Raw genomic sequence first — 17,800 nt, forward strand, 5'->3', positions numbered from 1 at the left:
TTTGTTGCAATCTCTCACTGGGATTTCAACAAACCCTTATTTTGTAGAGATTTTTTAATCTGCTCATACCGCTTTTGTGCTGCTTCATCATTCATTTTTGAATTTTGATTAGGCTGCTTCGGTGAATTAGCCGAATGTGCAGCCCCTCCTATGGGCAGCAAAAAATTCATCTGCCTTTCGTTTCGAGCCACTACATTCCCTCCTTCTCTAAGACCGACAGCAGAACAAGCTGTTCACGTGATACCAGCGAATCCAAAGGCGGTGACGCTAAAGGACGTGCCTCTTTAGGAGCATTCTTCTTCATCTTACCTGATTCTTTACGTTCAAGCTTCGATCCGTAAACCCGCGAGAAACTTGACGGTGAAATTCCCTCATACTGTAAGAACGAAACCTTTCCGCTTTCTTGCGGGTTAGTGGTGATAGAGTCAGAATGCAAGGTAAGAGCCAAGCTTTTAGGATAGGGCTCTATATAGACTACAGACTGTATCCCGGAAGCGACAATATGACGAGCGCAACTGTGACAAGGAAAGGTTGTAGTGAAAAGTTTGGAACCAATGATGCCACCTTTTCCCTGCCTTGCTACAGAAATGATTGCCTCCATCTCAGCATGAACCGCTCTGGAAAATTCAATCAGGTTCTTAACGTCAGTCCTCTTTAAATCGTCCTTAATTCGGCTATTCCCATCAGGGGCAAGCTTCGTTTCTATTTGATCGAACAATTTCTCTTTATAATGGTCGTTCCAGCACTGGCATGCTTGCCATTTGTGGCAGCGATGATCGCCGCTTCCATCGTCAACTCTATAGGCTCCGCCACCAAACTTGGGCACATCATTAGCTCCCTGGCCGATGATTTCTCCTGCTTCTGAAACAATAACCGCACCCACTTGCCTTGAGAGGCACGCCGAGTTTAAGGAAACTCCAGACGCAGCCTGCATAGCATATTCTTCGCGGGTTGGAGTTTGTACCCCGATACCAAACACCAAGTTCAAAAAGCGATCAGCAGACCCTTCAATTCGATCCAAATTATCGTCATCATTCCGAAAGAAAACATCCGCATAATTCATCGTCTTTCGAACAGATTGACCCGAATTGGAACCTTCATCATAGTCAGCATCTTTAATTTTAGCTAAATAAGCAGAGCTCGATATTTGTTTCTCTAGCCGTGCTATCCTTTTTTGCTCTGGAGAAAAGACTCCGACGAGCCAAAATAAATCACCGTATACCTTCCTGAGAATAGCTACTTCTTCCGGATTCTTTAGTGAATCTATAATCGTACAAAAGCGCCGGTCTTCGCCATTTTCAGAATTCGTGCGAGATCGATTAATTTTGTCAATGCTGAGAATAGCTAAAACGTCATTAGAATGCTTTTCGCGAAGTTTATTTCCCATACTTTGAAGGCGCTCAACACGATCAAGAGCCTTGGCAGCTACAAAACTCTCACCAACACTTTCTGCGCGCTCATTGATAATTTCGCTTATTTTAATAACATCGGCTTTATAGCCAAAATTCTCTTCGATCTTCTGCTTGAGAATTTTCGCGACGGTCGTAGCTCCAGAACCAATCGGGGCAACAATGCCGAAAACCAACTCTTGGGTGAACCGCAATTCCGCAGGTGCCACCTCTTCACCGCCCTGCGCCTCAGCCTCATCATTTTCGCTACGCACACTATCAGCATGCTTTATTGATTTTGCTCCCACTTTGCCCCCCAAAGAATCACAGCTACATTTGACAGTACAATTCATCATGTACTTTGAAAAATCAGCTGCAAATATTTCTGCGACATCTCGCCTTTTGCAAGTTTACACGACCGCCTTCATGCGAGATGTCTAATCTATTCCTCCAATGAAAGTTTACATTACCATTAGAATATTTTTTACCGGCACTGTCCGCCATTCATGATGCGATAGCCTGCACGGTCGGCTTCGCAACGGTTGGGGAATGTGCGCCGCTCGTTACCGCGTCTTGCGCAAACGGGCATATATTCCCGCGTGCAGGCGCCCATGCCCGGCCTGCCTGGCCTGTTGCCCTGATGCGGCGGATGCATTCCACCTGCGCCGCCCCAACCCGGACCCGGCCTTGATGAGCACTGGCCGTTTGCGATGATGCGATAGCCTTCTGCTCTCGCCTGGCATGAATTGCCGAATGTCTTGCGCGAAGAACCGCGCGTGGCGCAGACCGGCGCATAATTCATCGGGCAGATTTGCGGTTGCGACGGCCCTGGACGCATCGGTGGACGATGATCCATTCCGCCACCTTCAGCCACGCAACCGGCGAGAAGCAGCGCGCCCGCAAGCACAGCCAATTGTCTCAATTGATGAAATTGCATTTTCCTCTCCCTTTGTCCCGAAGGTTAAGATGGCGCAACCTGCGATAAGAGCAAGTCTTTTTACATAAGTGCAAAACCTTGCGGACCATATCGACAAGCCGCCCATATAGGTTACCTTGGCCGAAGTTGAGGGGCGGAACAGGCGGCATGAATCGGTACCGGCACAGCATAGCGGTTATTCTGGCTTCGCAGCTATTCAGCCTGCCTTTCGGCGTTGCCTCGTCCTATGCAGCCAGTGAACCGAACCCGCCCATCTATGCGCCGCCCCTGCCACCGGAGAAGAAGACACCGACCGTCGGTCGCATCTGCCAGCTCATCGGTGCCAATGCCGACGCCCATGGCATCCCGCGTGATTTCTTCGCCCGGCTGATCTGGAAGGAAAGTCGTTTCGACCATAACGCGGTCAGTCCTGTCGGCGCCGAGGGCATTGCGCAATTCATGCCTTATACGGCGAAGGAGCGCGGCCTTGCCGATCCCTTCGACATAGAGCAGGCCATTCCCGCATCCGCGAGCTTCCTGCGTGATCTGAAAGGTGCATTCGGCAATTGGGGCCTTGCAGCCGCCGCCTATAATGCAGGGGCCGGGCGCGTTTCAAGCTGGATGCGGTCCGGCGGCTTTCTGCCGCTCGAAACTGAAAATTACGTGCTGGATATAACCGGCGCGCCCGCCGACGACTTCGCGGCAGGCAAGGAGATCGTGAACCGTCCGCTCGATCCGAAGCTCGCATTCGATGAGGCCTGCAAGCGTCTGCCGATCATCCGCAGTGCCACGATTCCGATGTCGCGCGTGAAACCCAAGCCCTGGGGCATTCAGGTCGCGGGCAATTTCCGCCGCAGTGCAGCCGTCAATCAATGGGCGCGCCTGCGCAAGCAGTTCGGCACCGTGCTGGCAGGGCACGATCCCGTCATCAGCCGAATACGGACCCCGATGGGGCGGCGAGGCATCTACGCGGTGCGCATCGGCGCCGACAGCCGCGAGGAAGCCGACAGCATTTGTGCAAAGCTGCGCGCCGCCGGTGGCGCATGCATAGTTTCGCGCAATCGATGAGAATACCAGGACATATCCGTTTAAATTCGCGATATATTAGGGTTAGCCTGTTCTATTTTGGGATTGAGTCCATGATTTTCTTGAAACAATCGTAAAAAATTCTGACGATACCGGTTCAAAGATAACCAATCATATGCTCCCCAAAGAATTTGCTTGCCAAATACCGCTTCATAGATCAGTCTCCACCTGTTCGGGCACTTAGCGAACAAATGGAAGACTGAAGAACGGCGTGCCGGGGCCGCTATAAGTTCCGGGTCGAAGGCTCCCCTTCGGCAATGATCGGTTCCTTCCCAATGTCGAGAACTGCCTGCATAACCCTCTGCCGGGTGTGTGGTGCGCTTGGCAGAATTTGTAATACCACTGTCTCCACAAGAGCGGTGGCGCCAAGGAAAAGGAACGGATCCCATGGCACAGACCGGACAGGTCAAATTCTTCAATACCGAAAAAGGCTTCGGTTTTATCAAGCCGGACGACGGTGGCGCTGACATCTTCGTACATATCTCTGCTGTACAGGCTTCTGGCCTCACTGGCCTCGCAGACAATCAGAAGGTTTCCTACGAGACGGAACCGGATCGTCGCGGCAAAGGCCCGAAGGCCGTGAACATCACCGTTACCGGCTGATCGTTCATAAAAGAACCTACCATTTGCCCCGGCTTTCGCCGGGGTTTTTTATTGCCGGCAGGCAACCCTGAACGGATCATCCTTCAGGCGCGAAATATTACAGATGCTGCATGTAATTGACCGGAAACGGACAGGTTTCCATCGCCCTTCACCATTGTTCAGCCTCCATTCATGTCGAAACAGTTAATTAGTTATTCATAAACGATACGTGCGCGCCCGTTCGGCAAGCGTATCGGAGAAATTACAGTCGAGCTTCTGAAGGAGCGAACAATGAACCGATTTGCGAAAACAGCCATTCTGGCAGCGGCATCCCTCGCGGCAGTTGCCGCACCGCTTGCAACAGCATCGGCAGATTCCTGGGGCCGTCATGGTTGGGATCGTGGTGGCTGGGATCGTCCCTACTACCGCGACCGGCATCGCGGCCATGGCGACGCCGTCGCCGCAGGCGTGATCGGTCTTGCAGCAGGCGCTCTCATCGGCAGTGCGCTGAGCCAGCCGCAGCCAACCTATGTGCAGCCTGCCCCGGTCTATGCACCGCCTCCGCCGCCACCGGCCTATTACCCGGCAGCCCCCGCTCGTCAGGCGACTTATTATCGCTCAAGCTATGAGCCATGGAGCCGCGGCTGGTATCAGTATTGCTCCGATCGCTACCGGTCGTTCAATCCGAATACCGGCACCTATCGCGGTTATGACGGACGCGATCACTTCTGCTCTGCAAATTAAAGCCAGAGTTTAGAGCGCATCCCGAAAAGGGTGAAACGGTTTTCGGAACAAGATGCGCGTCAAAACAATGGATTAGGGCGCCGATCTGATCCAGTCAGATCGAAACGCGCTTTAATAGAAAAAGCCGCCTTTAACGGCGGCTTTTTTATTTATGCATATCCAATGTCGTTCAGAAACGGATTGGTACGCCGCTCATCGCCGAACCGGCTGCCGGGACCATGCCCGCAAATGAAGCCGATATCGTCACCGAGTGGCAGCAGCTTTTCCTTGATGGAGCGAATCAGCGCCGCGTGATCACCGCCCGGCAGATCGGTACGCCCGACCGAGCCGTTGAAAAGCACGTCACCGACAATCGCGAACCGCGCTTCAGGATTGAAAAACACGACGTGACCCGGCGCATGGCCCGGCGTGTGGAAGACGTCGAACTCGTGTCCGGCGACGGAAACCTTGTCACCTTCGTCCAGCCAGCGATCCGGCGTAACATTGCGCACGCCCTCGGTGAGGCCGTATTTCAGGCCCGTCGTTTCCAGATTATCGAGCAGAAACTTGTCATCCCTGTGTGGGCCGATAATGTCCACATTCAGGGCTTCCTTGAGATCAAGGGCTGCCGCGGCATGGTCGATATGGCCATGCGTGATCCAGATGGCCTCAACCTCAATCCCCTGGGATTTGATCGCCTCCCGGATGCGGTCAAGATCACCGCCCGGATCGATCACCACCCCCTTCTTGGTCTCACTATCGAACAGAATGGTGCAATTCTGCTGGAAAGGCGTGACGGGAACGATGATGGCCTGCAATTGCCCCATTGGCTTTACTCCACTCGAATAAATAACGGCCCGGAAGGCGCTTCTCACACAGAGATAGTGTCCTGTGCCCGTCAGGTGAAGCTTTAAATAGAAACGGGCGGCTGAACGCCGCCCGTTTTCCCTCTCCAGGATGTCCGAGGCACTCTCTCCGAAAACCGTTTTACGGCTTTCGGGCTACGCCCCGACAGTTCGTCATGCCGGTTGTCCCCACAACCATACAGTCTCCAGAGCGCATTTCGATCTGATTGAAGCAGATCGGCGCGTTTCAACTGTTTATTTTTACGCACATCTTATCCGAAAACCGTTTCACACGTTTCGGGATGTGCTCCGATGCATCAGGCCTTGGCGGCCATCGCGTTCTTGATCAGGCCGACAACGGCCGTGAGCACGATACCACCAACGCCGCCACCTGCCAGCTGGCCGACAACACCGTTGAGAACGGAATCGAGGCCACCGCCCGACAACATCGGGAGGAGCTGCCCGAGGATGACACCACCGATGCCACCTGCCACCGTGTTACCCGTAGTGCCAAGGCTGATATTCTTCACTGCGCCTGCGATGTTGCCACCAACTGCGCCAGCGACGAGCTGGAGAATGATAGGTAGTAGAGATTCCATAATCGTCACCCCATCTGAGTTTTAAACCGGAATAGCGCGACTCCGGCAAAAAAATCTTGTGCCTAAACTTTCCAATGTCAAACAATAAGCGACGGGATAACAAAAAAGCGGTCCGAAGACCGCTCTTTTTCTGTTTAAAACCCAGTTATTCCGCTGCCGCCCGCTTTGGCTGAACTTCTGCAGAATAGTCATTCATTAGAAGATTCGTAATCTCGGAAGGCTTGAAACGGTATTGACCGATCTCGGAAACCGGCGTCACTTCCGCTGCTGTTCCGCACAGGAAGCATTCGGAGAAACCGTCAAGTTCTTCCGGCATGATTGCCCGCTCGATAACTTCAATACCGCGACGCTTGGCAAGATCAATGATCGTGCGGCGGGTAATGCCGTCAAGGAAACAGTCAGGCTTCGGCGTATGCAGCGCTCCGTCCTTCACAAAGAAGACGTTTGCACCCGTTGCTTCGGCAACCTGTCCGCGCCAGTCGAGCATCAATGCATCGGCATAGCCCTTGGCTTCAGCGGCATGTTTGGAGATCGTGCAGATCATATAAAGACCGGCAGCCTTGGAACGCGACGGCGCGGTGCGCGGGTCCGGGCGGCAATATTCAGCAATATCGAGCCGGATACCCTTCATCTTTTCTTCGGGCGAGAAATAGCTCGGCCACTGCCAGATGGCGATGGCAAGATGAATGCGATTGTTTTGCGCCGAAACGCCCAGCGATTCCGAACCGCGCCAGGCAATCGGACGCACATAGGCATCTTCAAAGCCCTGCTTCGTCAGGAGTTCGCGGCAGGCATCGTTGATTTCTGCAACGCTGAAAGGAATCTCGAAACCGAGAATACGCGCAGATTCATGCAGGCGTTCGGTGTGCTCATTGAGCTTGAAGATCTCGCCGCCATAGGCGCGCTCGCCTTCAAACACGGCGCTCGCATAATGCAGGCCATGGGTCAGCACATGAATTTTTGCATCTTTCCAGTCGACGAATTCGCCGTCCAGCCAGATATATCCGTCCCGTTGATCAAATGGAATCGCAGCCATTTTCTTGCTCCTAAGTATTTCATCGAGCATTTCCTTTTCAGGATGAAACGTTGGAAATGCTCTGTCTATTCGTTTCGACGCGCATCCCGAAAACCGCCTTGCACTTTTCGGCATGCGCTTCAGCACTGCAGCCCGCAGCCCGTCTTCCCCAACTAAATCGATATAACTGGTGAGACGACCACCTTCCTCTGCATAATTGCTGGCCTTTTTGTTCAAAATGCTTTGAGGTCGCGCAAACATATTGCGCGAATCCCAAGCGGAGCATGCATGGAAAGAAAATAAATCCTCCACAGGGATCGAATATTGCGGCAACCATCCCCATCACCAAACTCTTGAGATGGTGGCGGAAAGCCAGTCAGCGCAATTATCCCTCCTCCTTGCATGCGTCAGCGCGAACATTATTCCAAAAAAGCCAGCTCACGCTTATCGAAAATTATCTGGGCGATTGAATTATGTCAATAATGCTGACATATTTAACGCAACAGAATGGAGCACCGATGTGAATTCGACGAACGATATGAATTATATAAGCAATCCGTTGACGGCTGAGGAGGCGGCCGACCTCAACGTGATCGAACTTCTGTTTTTTTCTTATCGCGACTTCACCGCCGACCCTGATCTTATTCTGGAAAAGATCGGATTCGGGCGGGCGCATCACCGCGTCCTCTACTTCATCAACCGCAAGCCGGGCATGACGGTCGCGGAGCTGCTGGAAGTTTTGCGGATCACCAAGCAGAGCCTGTCGCGCGTGCTTAAACAGTTGATCGATACCGGCCATGTTGTTCAGGCCACCGGCCTGCACGACCGCCGCCACCGCAAGCTTTATCCGACCAAGAGCGGCCGCCAGCTCACACTTGCGCTCGCCCTTCCGCAATCGCGACGCATCGCACGCGCGCTGGAGGACTGCGCACCGCAGGACCGCGAAGTCATCGAGCACTTCCTCTATAATATGGTCAATCCCGAGCGGCGCGCCCAGATCGATGAGTTTTCCGCCGACGACCCTGCGACCCGGCAGGTTTGAGACAAGTGTTACGCAAGGTAGCAGAAAGTGTCTGAATAAAAAAAGACGTCAGGCCGTGGCGAAAATGGTGGTTTGCGAGAACCGGAGTGCAATCTACTTAATACATGAGCACCGGAAGCGCAGAAAACCGCCATTTGCGAGCCAAGGCATGGCGACTTTTGGATCAGACGATGAGTGCTTGTATAAAAGCAGGTCCACGCAGGCAGTGAATGGACGTGCCGCATTCCAGTCGATAATATGTGCACCAAAGCATCGGGCATAGGCTGGAATGCTGAAGTAAAATTATCGGAATGGGATCGAAAGACGCCATGGCTGTAGAAGAAGAAAAGACGCTCTCGGACGACGCGCCGCATCTCCTCGTCGTTGACGACGATACGCGTATCCGCAGCCTTCTCTCACAATATCTGACCAATAGCGGATTCCGTGTCACCATGGCTGGAAGCGCTGCCGAAGCGCGCCGCAAGCTCGAAGGCATCGATTTCGATCTGTTGATCCTTGATGTCATGATGCCGGGTGAAACCGGCGTTTCGCTGACGAGGTCGCTGCGCGAGCAGAAGAACGTCCCCATCCTGATGCTGACGGCATTGTCGGAAACCGACAGCCGCATCGATGGTCTGGCTGCCGGTGCGGACGATTATCTGCCCAAGCCGTTCGATCCCCGCGAGCTGACGCTGCGCATCAACAATATCCTGCGGCGCGGCGCACCGCCCGCACAGCCGAAGATCGAGCAGATCGTGTTCGGTCCCTATACTTTCTTCATCCCGCGCCGCGAGCTGAAGAAGGGTACGGAAACGATCAAGCTGACGGATCGCGAGCAGGACATCATGGCGATCTTCGCCGAGCGTGCCGGTGAAACGATCCCCCGCCACGAGCTGACCGGTCAGGACGGCGATGTTGGCGAGCGCACGATTGACGTCCAGATCAATCGCCTTCGCCGCAAGATCGAGCAAGACCCGGCCAATCCGGTCTGGCTCCAGACCGTGCGCGGCATCGGCTATAAGCTCAGCATCGAATAGCAACCATCGGCAATCGGGAATATCACGATCAGAAAATGGTGTTTTCTCAAAACGCAGGGCGACGTGTACAAACGGTACAGCCGCAATGTTGTTCATGGAAAACGCAACCGCGCGGCCTTAGGGACGTTTTAACACGATGAAATCGCCCTTGAGAAAATTCTCCCGCTGGTTGGCGCGCATCATGCCGAAGGGGCTTTATGCGCGGTCGCTCATCATCATCATTGCCCCGATGGTTCTGCTCCAGTCCGTGATCGCCTATGTGTTCATGGAGCGTCACTGGCAGATGGTGACCGAACGACTGTCGACCGCCGTTGTGCGCGATATTGCGGGCATCATCGATATTCTCGAAACCTATCCGCAGGAACCGGGCTACGACAATCTCATCCGCATTGCGCAACAGCGGCTGGCGCTGAACATTTCGATCCTGCCGCCCGACCCGCTGCCGCCTCCCGGACCGAAGCCTTTTTTCGCCATTCTCGATTACTTCCTCAGTGAAGAGATTACCCGCCAGATCAATCGCCCATTCTGGGTGGATACGGTTGGCGATTCCGATCTCATCGAAATCCGCATCAAGCTTGAGGACAAGGTGTTGCGCGTCTTTGCGCGACGCAGCCAGGCCTATGCGTCCAATACAGGCATCTTCCTGACATGGATGGTCGGCACCGCACTTGTTCTGCTGATTATCGCCATCGCCTTCCTGCGCAACCAGATCAAGCCGATCCAGCAGCTTGCGGAAGCCGCAGAGAGTTTCGGCAAGGGGCGTCCCATGCCGGAAGGGTTCCATCCGCGCGGAGCCGAGGAAGTACGCCGCGCCGGCATCGCCTTCATTCAGATGCGCTCGCGCATCGAGCGGCAGATCGAGCAGCGCACGGCCATGCTTTCCGGCGTCAGCCACGACCTGCGCACCATTCTGACCCGCTTCAAGCTGCAGCTTGCGCTTGCCGGACACTCCATCGACACCGAGCCTCTCAATCAGGATATTGCCGACATGCAGACGATGCTCGAAGGCTATCTCGCCTTTGCGCGCGGCGAAGGTTCGGAAGAAACGGCAAGCTACGACGTCACGAGGCTTTGCGAAAAGCTGGAGCATGAAGCGCGCTTGCGCGAACGCGGCTTCAAATATCATATTGAAGGCGACAGCGAAGTTTATGTGCGTCCAAACGCCTTCTCGCGCCTCGTCAGCAATCTCGTATCGAATGCCTTCCGTCATGCGCAGAATGTCGAGCTTTCAATTTCACATGAGGATGGCTGGCTGAAGGTCGTCGTGGATGATGACGGGCCGGGCATTCCGGAAGATCGCCGCGAAGACGTCTTCAAGCCTTTTGTCCGGCTGGATGAAGCGCGAACGCAGGATTCAGGCGGCACCGGCGGGCTGGGGCTTGCCATTGCACGCGATATTGCACGCAGCCACGGCGGCGACATCACGCTGGAAGACGCCCCGACCGGCGGGCTGCGCGCCATCATCCACATTCCGGCTTAAAGAACGAACCCTGCGCATCCTAGCGTTCCGGGAATATTGATTTTCCGAGATCGTTTTGACTCGTCGCAATCTTCGCATGGAGCAAGATAACGCCTCCCCTCATCCTGAGGAGGCTCCTGAGCTTGCGAAGGAGCCGTCTCGAAGGACGAGGGAAAAGGGTGACGGATACCGCTGCGTTTACTCTGAAACCGTCGCGCTCTTAATAAAGCTTGCCGCCGTTCGGCACGAGCTTGTCGACGGCTGCGAGGACCACTTCGCCGTCCTCGTCCGGCATGCCGAGTGTCAGCACTTCCGACATGAATGGGCCGATCTGCCGTGGCGGGAAGTTCACGACAGCCATGATCTGTTTGCCGATGAGTTGCTCCGGCGTGTAGTGCCGGGTGATCTGGGCTGACGACTTCTTGATGCCGATCTTTTCGCCGAAATCGATCTTCAGCTTGAAGGCAGGCTTGCGCGCTTCGGGAAATGGCACAGCTTCCACGATGGTTCCGCTGCGGATATCGACCTTTTCGAAATCTGCCCAGGTGATGGTGGTTGCTTCGCTCATTCTTTCACTCCCCGGCCCTCATTCCCGGCCTCGCAGAAAACCCGGCGCGAGCGCCGGGCCAAAATTCAACTGATTTATAGTCAGGCGCGACCGACGGTCTCAAAGACGACGCATTCCAGCGCCTCACGTGCCGTGACACCCGACCAGACCACAAACTGGAAGGCCTGGAAATATGCTTCACACGCTTCCAGCGCTGCAGAAAGCAGCACTTCAACCTGACGGCTTGTCGGTTCCGCACCACCGGCCAGCAGCAGCGACTGGCGATACATGATCGCACCTTCCTGCTGCCAGAGATCGAAATGGCCCATCAGAAGCTTTTCATTGATGAGCGACAGCAGGCGCATCACTTCGTTCACACGTGGCTCGGCCACCTTGATGTCGAATGCACAGGCCAGATGCAGTGCCTCGAAATCCTCCATCCAGGAAAACGAGATGTGATAGTCAGTCCAGTTGCCCGCAACCGAAATTGCGATTTCGTCGTCGCCAGTCCGCTCGAACGTCCAGTCGTTTGAATGCGCGACCTGTTCGATCACATCCACCGGATGTGCCTCACGTGCGAATTCAAGCTCAAGAAGGCTCATGTCCGTTTCCTGTTCTGGGAACCATCTGCCCCCAGATGTTTCCTAATTCCCGGCGTGCAAGTCATTGCTCGCCCGTACCAGCCACCGCGCAAGAACAAGCGCAGGAAAACAGGCACGAATTGATCGGTTGAGGAACCGGCATGCACGACGGCATGCAAGCGCCTCAATGGCACACGCACATACGCAACTGATACTGGAAAGCAGCCTGAAAGACGCGAAACCTGACACTCAGCCCCTCGCCGCCGCCTACATGACCGCGTTACGAATCATGTAGTGTTTTCAGTCTATTGATGCTGAATCTGAACGCCAGCCCCTTTTGAACAAAGAGCCGTGAAAGCATGTGGAAATATACGAGGGACCGACCGCGCCCCTTGCCTTAACCGACTCTAAGACAAGGGTTTTTGCCACTTGCGGCCTGTTAATAAATATTCAGGGATTATTTTTGGATTTTGCCGAAGATGACGCCGATTTTGCCGGTTTGGCATCAGAATCAACTTCGAATTTCGCAAGACGTGCTTCGAGAGCTTCGATTCTTGCCAGCAACGCGCTGTTTTCCGCACGCGCCTTGATTGCCATTTCGCGAACGGCTTCGAAGTCTTCGCGCTGTACGACATCGAGCGTGTTGAGCACACGCTCGCTCTGCGAACGCAACGCCGTTTCCACTTCACGGCGCACGCCCTGCGCAGCGCCTGCCGCATCCGTAACAAGCTTGGCGAGTTCATCGAGAACCCGGTTCTGTCCGCTGGTCATGGCAATCATTCCTTATTTCCAGGTGAGACCTGTTGAAAACATAAATTTGAAATAGGGCCGTCTCGGTTCCGATGCAAGCGCAGCTATAGAAAGTGATCAGGTTCAATGCCGTTGAATCAAAACCACGGACCTCGCGAAAATGGTGGTTTTCGAGAACCGGCGGCGAATGTACTTAAGGCTACCTTAAGGGTACATCAGCACCGGAAGTGCAGAAAACGCGATTTGCAGCCGACGGGAACAGCTTGACCATATGGGGCCGGTCCAGCATGTTCCGTCACAAAATGGAGTGATTTCATGATTGAGACGTTGCTGCCCGCATCGGCGCTCGCCTTCCCCAATATCGATCCGGTGATTTTCCGGGTCGGGCCGCTGGCAGTGCACTGGTACGGCCTCGGCTATGTCGTCGGCATCATGTTCGCCTGGTGGTACGGCAAGAAACTCTTGCGAGGCCATCGCCTGTGGGCCAACAACCAGCCGCCCATGGCACCGGAAGCGCTCGATGATTTCGTCATCTGGGCAGCGCTCGGCGTCGTGCTTGGAGGCCGTATCGGCTACGTGCTCTTCTATAATTTCTCCTATTATATCTCCAACCCGCTCGCCATTCCGGCGGTGTGGGATGGCGGCATGTCGTTTCACGGCGGCATTTTGGGCACAACGCTTGCCATGTTCCTGTTTGCCCGCTCGCGTGGCATCAGGGTCTGGAGCATGTTCGACACGATTGCCGCCGGCGTTCCGGTCGGGCTTGGCGTGGTGCGTGTCGCCAATTTCATCAATTCGGAACTTTGGGGCCGCGTCAGCGATGTGCCTTGGGCGGTCTATTTTCCCAATGGCGGCCCGCTGCCGCGCCACCCAAGCCAGCTTTATGAAGCGTTCCTTGAGGGTGTAGTCCTCTTCTTCGTACTGTTCCTCCTCGTCTGGGTCGGACGCAAACTGAAGAAGCCCGGCTTCATTGCTGGCGCTTTCGTCACAGGGTACGGCCTCAGCCGTATCGTGGTCGAATTCTTCCGCGAGCCGGATGCGCAGCTCGGCTATCTGTTTGGCGGCTGGCTCACCATGGGTATGGTCCTTTCGGTGCCGATGGTGCTGATCGGCCTCTGGGCCATGTGGCGCGCAAATCGGACTGCTGCCAAGAATGCCTGATCTTTCGCTGAAAGACCGGCTGAAACGCCTGATCGCCGCCTCCGGGCCGATCAGCGTTGCCGATTACATGGCAGCCTGCCTCGGCGACCGCGAGGCAGGCTATTATACGACGCGCGAACCTTTCGGACGTGACGGCGATTTCATCACCGCGCCGGAAGTGAGCCAGATGTTCGGTGAACTGATCGGCATCTGGTGCGTCAGCGAATGGGACGCGCTGGGACGCCCGGACAATATCGTACTGTGCGAAATCGGCCCCGGTCGCGGCACGCTGATGAGCGATATGCTGCGCACCATCGGCAGGCTCGCTCCGCAAATACTCGGCCAGGCACGGGTCGCCATGGTCGAAACCAGCCCGCGCTTTGTCGAAAAGCAAAAGGAAAAGCTGGCCAATGTCGGTGCGAAGATCGACTGGTTCGAACGCTTTTCCGATGTTTCCGCAGATACTGCCTATGGGCCGCTGATCCTCGTGACCAATGAGCTGTTCGATGCGATTCCGTTCCGGCAGTTCGTCAAGGTCGATGGCCGTTTTGTCGAACGCATGATCGCGCTCAATGAAAAGGATGAGTTCCATTTCGTCAGCGGTCTCGGCGGCATAGATTCCGCACTTTTACCTGCGGGCCATGCGGAAGCACCCGAAGGTGCGATCTTTGAAGCGGCCCCGGCGCGCACCGCCTTGATGCAGGAAATCGCCAGCCATATCGCAACCACACGCGGCGCGGCGCTCAATATCGACTACGGCCATCTGAAAGCCGGTTTCGGCGATACGCTGCAAGCCATGTTGAAACACGGCTTTGACGATGTATTTGCCAATCCGGGCATTGCGGACCTCACCAGCCACGTCGATTTCGACATTCTGGACAAGACCGCACGAGCTAGCGGCTGCAAGACCGGAATGATGACGCAAGGTGAATTTCTGCTCGCAATGGGCTTAGTTGATCGCGCAGGACGGCTTGGCGCGGGCAAGGATGCAGCGTTTCAGGAAAAAATCCGGCAGGACGTCGAAAGACTGGCCGCCCCCGATCAAATGGGAACCTTGTTCAAGGTGCTGGCCATCAGCGATTCCGACACAAAACTCATTCCGTTTGCAGCTCCATGACGGCGAAAGCTTCGATTGACAAGCTGTGCCTCCTCCCCCAACATCCCGCCGTTTGAAGAGAGAATGCTATGACAGATATGCCGCAACCGCTCCGCTCGCCTCTCCTTGAAAAGCCCGTCGGACAGAACGGGAAGCGGATTGCGCATGGCTTTTTCACCCGCAAGGGCGGCGTTTCCGATGGCATTTATACGGGCCTGAATGTCGGAAGCGGTTCGAACGATGTACCGGAAAAGGTTGCGGAGAATCGCCGTCGCGTCGCGGAAAACCTTGGCGTTGCGCCCGATCATCTCATGACCGTGCATCAGGTTCATTCGCCCGATGTCCTGCACGTCACCGAACCGTTCGGCACCCCACGCCCGAAGGCTGACGCAATGGTCACAAATGTGCCGGGCATCGCCATCGGTGCGCTTTCCGCCGATTGCGGGCCAGTGCTTTTTGCCGATCACCAAGCGGGAATCATCGGTTCCGCCCATGCCGGATGGCGTGGCGCTTTCGGCGGTGTTCTGGAGAACACCATCGAAGCCATGATCGGTCTCGGTGCAAAACGCGAGAATATCGTTGCCGTTCTCGGGCCGACCATCGGTCCGGAAAACTATGAAGTCGGTCCGGAATTCTACGCCGAATTCATCGGCAAGGATGCTGCCTACGCTACCTATTTCCGGCCTTCCGACAAGCCCGACCACAAGCTGTTCGATCTGTGGACATTCATCACTGACCGCCTGACGAAAGCTGGCGTGCAGGCAGAATCCCTTCGCCAGTGCACCTATGCCGATGAGGAACAGTTCTATTCCTACCGGCGCACCACCCACCGCAACGAACCCGATTACGGGCGTCAGATTGCAGCGATCGCCATCATAGAAGATTAGGAGAACCGCATGGCCCTTCACTTCGAGCCGGAAGAATTCGCCGCACGTCGCGACCGTCTGATCTTGAAGATGGAAGAGGAAAAGCTGGATGCACTTCTGCTGTTTGCACAGGAGAGCATGTACTGGCTGACCGGCTATGACACATTCGGATTCTGCTTCTTCCAGTGCCTCGTCGTGAAGGCAGACGGGTCAATGGTGCTGATGACGCGCTCTGCCGATCTGCGGCAGGCGCGCCATACGTCGAATATCGAGAACATCGTCGTCTGGACCGACCGCGACAACGCCAATCCGGCTTCCGACCTGCGCAATATACTAACGGAACTCGACCTTCTCGGCACGCGGATCGGGATCGAATATCAGACGCACGGCCTCACCGGCGCCAATGCCCGCAAGCTGGACGAACAGTTGCAGACCTTTGCCAAGCTTTACGACGCCTCCGGCATGGTGGACCGCCTGCGCCTGCTGAAAAGCCCTGCGGAAATCGCCTATGCCAAGCGCGCTGCCGAACTCAGTGACTATGCGCTTGATGCTGCAATAAAGCTAACCAAAGGAGGCGCGAGCGAGGCCGATATTCTGGCTGCGATGATGAGCGCCAATTTCGCGGGCGACGGCGATTATCCGGCGAACGAATATATCATCGGCTCGGGCGACGATGCCCTGCTCTGCCGCTACAAATCCGGCCGACGCAAGCTCGACAAGAACGACCAGCTCACATTGGAATGGTCGGGCGTCTTCCGGCACTACCATGCGCCGATGATGCGCACGATCGTCGTCGGAAAACCGACCACGCATCATCTGGAACTCTATGCCGCCGCGCGCGAGGCACTGGAAGCCGTGGAATCTGCGATGACACCTGCCTCGACATTCGGCGATGTCTTTGACGCCCATGCCCGGACCATGGAAGCCCATGGTCTCACCCGCCATCGTCTCAATGCCTGCGGCTATTCGGTGGGCGCGCGCTTCACGCCATCATGGATGGACCCGCAGATGTTTTATGCCGGAAATCCGGAAAGCATCCAGCCGGATATGACGCTTTTCGCACATATGATTATCATGGATTCCGACACGCAAACCGCGATGACACTGGGGCAGACATATCTCACAACAAATGGCGCAGCTCAGCCATTATCCCGCCATTCTCTTGATATGATTGTAAAATGAGGCGCAATCGGCGATAAAACTGCCACAAGCGCACGCTGGAAACTGCAAAGCCGTTTTCGGACAAGATGCATGTCGATAAAATCGATGGAATATTTCAAACTGGAAATGCCCTACCGCAGAGAACCTGCGCCTTCAGGAGCATGAAGCCGAAGATGAACAAGGCACGTCTTTCAACGATGTTGTTGCTGGCCGGAATGCTTACAAGCGTCCTTGCCGCCTGCAACAGCACCGAATCCGCTCTGAATGTACAAGGTAGCAATCAGAGTTCCGGGCAGAGTTCTGGACAAACCGTTACACCTGCGACGACACCGGGCACCCCGGCGACGGGCGCCGCTCCCGTGCAGCCTGCGGGAACAACCCCGCCTGCAACGACCACGCCAGCGGCACCGCAGCGCAGTGCGGCGCTCAAACCGGGCAAACTGCATATTGCCCCGATTGTCGGTGCACCGGTCAATGTGGTGACACCGCTCACCCACCGCATGAATGATGACGCCAAGACGAAGGGCATCGAGCTTGCAGGCAATAACGACCCCAGTGCTGCCTATGTCATGAAGGGCTATTTCTCTGTTCTTTCGGAAGATAACCAGACTACGGTGCTTTACGTCTGGGACGTGCTGGATGCTTCGGGCAACCGCCTTCACCGGATACAGGGGCAGGAGAAAGTTCCAGGTGCTGCCGCAGACTCATGGAGCGTCGTTCCGGCTTCCGCAATGCAGGCAATCGCTGACCGCACCATGCAGGAATATTCGACCTGGCTTGCGGCAAATCGCGCATAGAAACTTGCTTTGGCAGCAAAAGACTGAAATCTTTTGCTGAATCTGTTTTGCCTACTGTGGGAAAGCCGGAAAACCGGGCTTTTTACAGCAATTGTGTTCCCGGGGGCCTTGCAATGACGATGACTCTTTGCAATAGCCCCCGCATCCGAAAGAAAACCTTGCAAGCTGTCGTCCTTGACCCCGTCAAAAAC

At 55.3% G+C, this 17,800-nt stretch carries 20 protein-coding genes; 11 read left to right on the forward strand and 9 right to left on the reverse strand.

What is annotated here, in order from left to right; genetic code table 11:
* Positions 1 to 14: 14 nt before the first annotated feature.
* The 3 genes from F9K94_RS24375 to F9K94_RS04990 all read right to left on the reverse strand — a co-directional run bounded on the left by F9K94_RS24375 (position 15) and on the right by F9K94_RS04990 (position 2,325).
* Positions 15 to 191 carry a hypothetical protein gene (locus F9K94_RS24375; RefSeq protein WP_181394263.1) on the reverse strand — a complete coding sequence of 59 codons (177 nt, stop codon included), beginning with the start codon at positions 189 to 191 and terminating at the stop codon, positions 15 to 17.
* The gene (locus F9K94_RS04985; RefSeq protein ID WP_192799437.1) at positions 191 to 1,696 is read right to left on the reverse strand and encodes an anti-phage dCTP deaminase; all 1,506 of its coding nucleotides are present in this window, start codon (positions 1,694 to 1,696) and stop codon (positions 191 to 193) included. Before F9K94_RS04985 ends, F9K94_RS24375 begins: the two co-directional genes overlap by 1 nt.
* Positions 1,697 to 1,872: 176 nt before the next feature.
* Positions 1,873 to 2,325 carry a Kazal-type serine protease inhibitor domain-containing protein gene (locus F9K94_RS04990; protein ID WP_061345932.1) on the reverse strand — a complete coding sequence of 151 codons (453 nt, stop codon included), beginning with the start codon at positions 2,323 to 2,325 and terminating at the stop codon, positions 1,873 to 1,875.
* Between the two features lie 147 nt (positions 2,326 to 2,472).
* Here F9K94_RS04990 and F9K94_RS04995 point away from each other — a divergent pair, with 147 nt between their 5' ends.
* The 3 genes from F9K94_RS04995 to F9K94_RS05005 all read left to right on the forward strand — a co-directional run bounded on the left by F9K94_RS04995 (position 2,473) and on the right by F9K94_RS05005 (position 4,716).
* Positions 2,473 to 3,372, forward strand: coding sequence for an SPOR domain-containing protein (locus F9K94_RS04995; RefSeq protein ID WP_151643978.1), 900 nt, complete (start codon positions 2,473 to 2,475; stop codon positions 3,370 to 3,372).
* Between the two features lie 405 nt (positions 3,373 to 3,777).
* On the forward strand, positions 3,778 to 3,993 hold the full coding sequence (locus F9K94_RS05000) for a cold-shock protein (protein ID WP_006471910.1): 216 nt from the start codon (positions 3,778 to 3,780) through the stop codon (positions 3,991 to 3,993).
* A 270-nt stretch (positions 3,994 to 4,263) separates the two neighbouring features.
* Positions 4,264 to 4,716, forward strand: coding sequence for a BA14K family protein (locus F9K94_RS05005; protein WP_151556071.1), 453 nt, complete (start codon positions 4,264 to 4,266; stop codon positions 4,714 to 4,716).
* A 149-nt stretch (positions 4,717 to 4,865) separates the two neighbouring features.
* On the opposite strand, the gene F9K94_RS05010 is transcribed toward F9K94_RS05005, so the two are convergent.
* The 3 genes from F9K94_RS05010 to F9K94_RS05025 form a co-directional block, all read right to left on the reverse strand.
* Positions 4,866 to 5,522, reverse strand: a complete 657-nt coding sequence (locus tag F9K94_RS05010; protein WP_151643980.1) for an MBL fold metallo-hydrolase — start codon at positions 5,520 to 5,522, stop codon at positions 4,866 to 4,868.
* Between the two features lie 335 nt (positions 5,523 to 5,857).
* Positions 5,858 to 6,139, reverse strand: a complete 282-nt coding sequence (locus F9K94_RS05020) for a hypothetical protein (RefSeq protein WP_061345928.1) — start codon at positions 6,137 to 6,139, stop codon at positions 5,858 to 5,860.
* Positions 6,140 to 6,284: 145 nt separating this feature from the next.
* Entirely contained in the window at positions 6,285 to 7,175 is an 891-nt protein-coding gene (locus F9K94_RS05025; RefSeq protein ID WP_061346456.1) for a branched-chain amino acid aminotransferase, read from the reverse strand.
* Between the two features lie 499 nt (positions 7,176 to 7,674).
* Between F9K94_RS05025 and F9K94_RS05030 the strand changes: the two genes are divergently transcribed.
* The 3 genes from F9K94_RS05030 (at position 7,675) to F9K94_RS05040 (ending at position 10,692) form a co-directional block, all read left to right on the forward strand.
* Positions 7,675 to 8,196 carry a MarR family winged helix-turn-helix transcriptional regulator gene (locus tag F9K94_RS05030; protein ID WP_151556095.1) on the forward strand — a complete coding sequence of 174 codons (522 nt, stop codon included), beginning with the start codon at positions 7,675 to 7,677 and terminating at the stop codon, positions 8,194 to 8,196.
* 308 nt (positions 8,197 to 8,504) lie between these two features.
* Positions 8,505 to 9,212, forward strand: a complete 708-nt coding sequence (locus F9K94_RS05035) for a response regulator (RefSeq protein WP_012091674.1) — start codon at positions 8,505 to 8,507, stop codon at positions 9,210 to 9,212.
* A gap of 136 nt (positions 9,213 to 9,348) precedes the next feature.
* Entirely contained in the window at positions 9,349 to 10,692 is a 1,344-nt protein-coding gene (locus tag F9K94_RS05040; RefSeq protein WP_151556067.1) for an ATP-binding protein, read from the forward strand.
* Between the two features lie 199 nt (positions 10,693 to 10,891).
* Here F9K94_RS05040 and F9K94_RS05045 read toward each other — a convergent pair whose 3' ends face one another.
* The 3 genes from F9K94_RS05045 to F9K94_RS05055 form a co-directional block, all read right to left on the reverse strand.
* Positions 10,892 to 11,239, reverse strand: coding sequence for a tRNA-binding protein (locus tag F9K94_RS05045; protein WP_151643984.1), 348 nt, complete (start codon positions 11,237 to 11,239; stop codon positions 10,892 to 10,894).
* An 80-nt stretch (positions 11,240 to 11,319) separates the two neighbouring features.
* Positions 11,320 to 11,820, reverse strand: a complete 501-nt coding sequence (locus tag F9K94_RS05050; protein ID WP_010659627.1) for a type III secretion system chaperone family protein — start codon at positions 11,818 to 11,820, stop codon at positions 11,320 to 11,322.
* A 429-nt stretch (positions 11,821 to 12,249) separates the two neighbouring features.
* Entirely contained in the window at positions 12,250 to 12,570 is a 321-nt protein-coding gene (locus F9K94_RS05055; protein ID WP_012091671.1) for an accessory factor UbiK family protein, read from the reverse strand.
* A gap of 294 nt (positions 12,571 to 12,864) precedes the next feature.
* On the opposite strand from F9K94_RS05055, the gene lgt reads away from it, so the two are divergent.
* The 5 genes from lgt (at position 12,865) to F9K94_RS05080 (ending at position 17,609) form a co-directional block, all read left to right on the forward strand.
* Positions 12,865 to 13,710 (forward strand): prolipoprotein diacylglyceryl transferase, encoded by an 846-nt coding sequence (gene lgt / locus F9K94_RS05060; protein ID WP_151643986.1) that lies wholly within the window; start codon positions 12,865 to 12,867, stop codon positions 13,708 to 13,710.
* Positions 13,703 to 14,806, forward strand: a complete 1,104-nt coding sequence (locus tag F9K94_RS05065) for a class I SAM-dependent methyltransferase (protein ID WP_151643988.1) — start codon at positions 13,703 to 13,705, stop codon at positions 14,804 to 14,806. The genes lgt and F9K94_RS05065 overlap by 8 nt, the downstream gene beginning before the upstream one ends.
* A 68-nt stretch (positions 14,807 to 14,874) precedes the next feature.
* The gene (pgeF, locus tag F9K94_RS05070; protein ID WP_151643990.1) at positions 14,875 to 15,672 is read left to right on the forward strand and encodes a peptidoglycan editing factor PgeF; all 798 of its coding nucleotides are present in this window, start codon (positions 14,875 to 14,877) and stop codon (positions 15,670 to 15,672) included.
* A 9-nt stretch (positions 15,673 to 15,681) separates the two neighbouring features.
* Complete coding sequence (locus F9K94_RS05075; protein ID WP_151643992.1) at positions 15,682 to 16,833, forward strand: M24 family metallopeptidase; 1,152 nt, start codon at positions 15,682 to 15,684, stop codon at positions 16,831 to 16,833.
* Between the two features lie 140 nt (positions 16,834 to 16,973).
* Entirely contained in the window at positions 16,974 to 17,609 is a 636-nt protein-coding gene (locus F9K94_RS05080; protein ID WP_151643994.1) for a hypothetical protein, read from the forward strand.
* Positions 17,610 to 17,800 lie beyond the last annotated feature (191 nt).

The sequence above is a fragment of the Brucella tritici genome, assembly GCF_008932285.1.
GTDB lineage: Bacteria > Pseudomonadota > Alphaproteobacteria > Rhizobiales > Rhizobiaceae > Brucella > Brucella tritici.

Bases quoted from the DNA above. Each gene is read 5' to 3' on its own strand.
- F9K94_RS04990 (WP_061345932.1), bottom strand. From the start codon at position 2,325: ATGCAATTTCATCAATTGAGACAATTGGCTGTGCTTGCGGGCGCGCTG.
- F9K94_RS04995 (WP_151643978.1), top strand. From the start codon at position 2,473: ATGAATCGGTACCGGCACAGCATAGCGGTTATTCTGGCTTCGCAGCTA.
- F9K94_RS05000 (WP_006471910.1), top strand. From the start codon at position 3,778: ATGGCACAGACCGGACAGGTCAAATTCTTCAATACCGAAAAAGGCTTC.
- F9K94_RS05005 (WP_151556071.1), top strand. From the start codon at position 4,264: ATGAACCGATTTGCGAAAACAGCCATTCTGGCAGCGGCATCCCTCGCG.
- F9K94_RS05010 (WP_151643980.1), bottom strand. From the start codon at position 5,522: ATGGGGCAATTGCAGGCCATCATCGTTCCCGTCACGCCTTTCCAGCAG.
- F9K94_RS05020 (WP_061345928.1), bottom strand. From the start codon at position 6,139: ATGGAATCTCTACTACCTATCATTCTCCAGCTCGTCGCTGGCGCAGTT.
- F9K94_RS05025 (WP_061346456.1), bottom strand. From the start codon at position 7,175: ATGGCTGCGATTCCATTTGATCAACGGGACGGATATATCTGGCTGGAC.
- F9K94_RS05035 (WP_012091674.1), top strand. From the start codon at position 8,505: ATGGCTGTAGAAGAAGAAAAGACGCTCTCGGACGACGCGCCGCATCTC.
- F9K94_RS05040 (WP_151556067.1), top strand. From the start codon at position 9,349: ATGAAATCGCCCTTGAGAAAATTCTCCCGCTGGTTGGCGCGCATCATG.
- F9K94_RS05045 (WP_151643984.1), bottom strand. From the start codon at position 11,239: ATGAGCGAAGCAACCACCATCACCTGGGCAGATTTCGAAAAGGTCGAT.
- F9K94_RS05050 (WP_010659627.1), bottom strand. From the start codon at position 11,820: ATGAGCCTTCTTGAGCTTGAATTCGCACGTGAGGCACATCCGGTGGAT.
- F9K94_RS05055 (WP_012091671.1), bottom strand. From the start codon at position 12,570: ATGACCAGCGGACAGAACCGGGTTCTCGATGAACTCGCCAAGCTTGTT.
- lgt (WP_151643986.1), top strand. From the start codon at position 12,865: ATGATTGAGACGTTGCTGCCCGCATCGGCGCTCGCCTTCCCCAATATC.
- F9K94_RS05065 (WP_151643988.1), top strand. From the start codon at position 13,703: ATGCCTGATCTTTCGCTGAAAGACCGGCTGAAACGCCTGATCGCCGCC.
- pgeF (WP_151643990.1), top strand. From the start codon at position 14,875: ATGACAGATATGCCGCAACCGCTCCGCTCGCCTCTCCTTGAAAAGCCC.
- F9K94_RS05075 (WP_151643992.1), top strand. From the start codon at position 15,682: ATGGCCCTTCACTTCGAGCCGGAAGAATTCGCCGCACGTCGCGACCGT.
- F9K94_RS05080 (WP_151643994.1), top strand. From the start codon at position 16,974: ATGAAGCCGAAGATGAACAAGGCACGTCTTTCAACGATGTTGTTGCTG.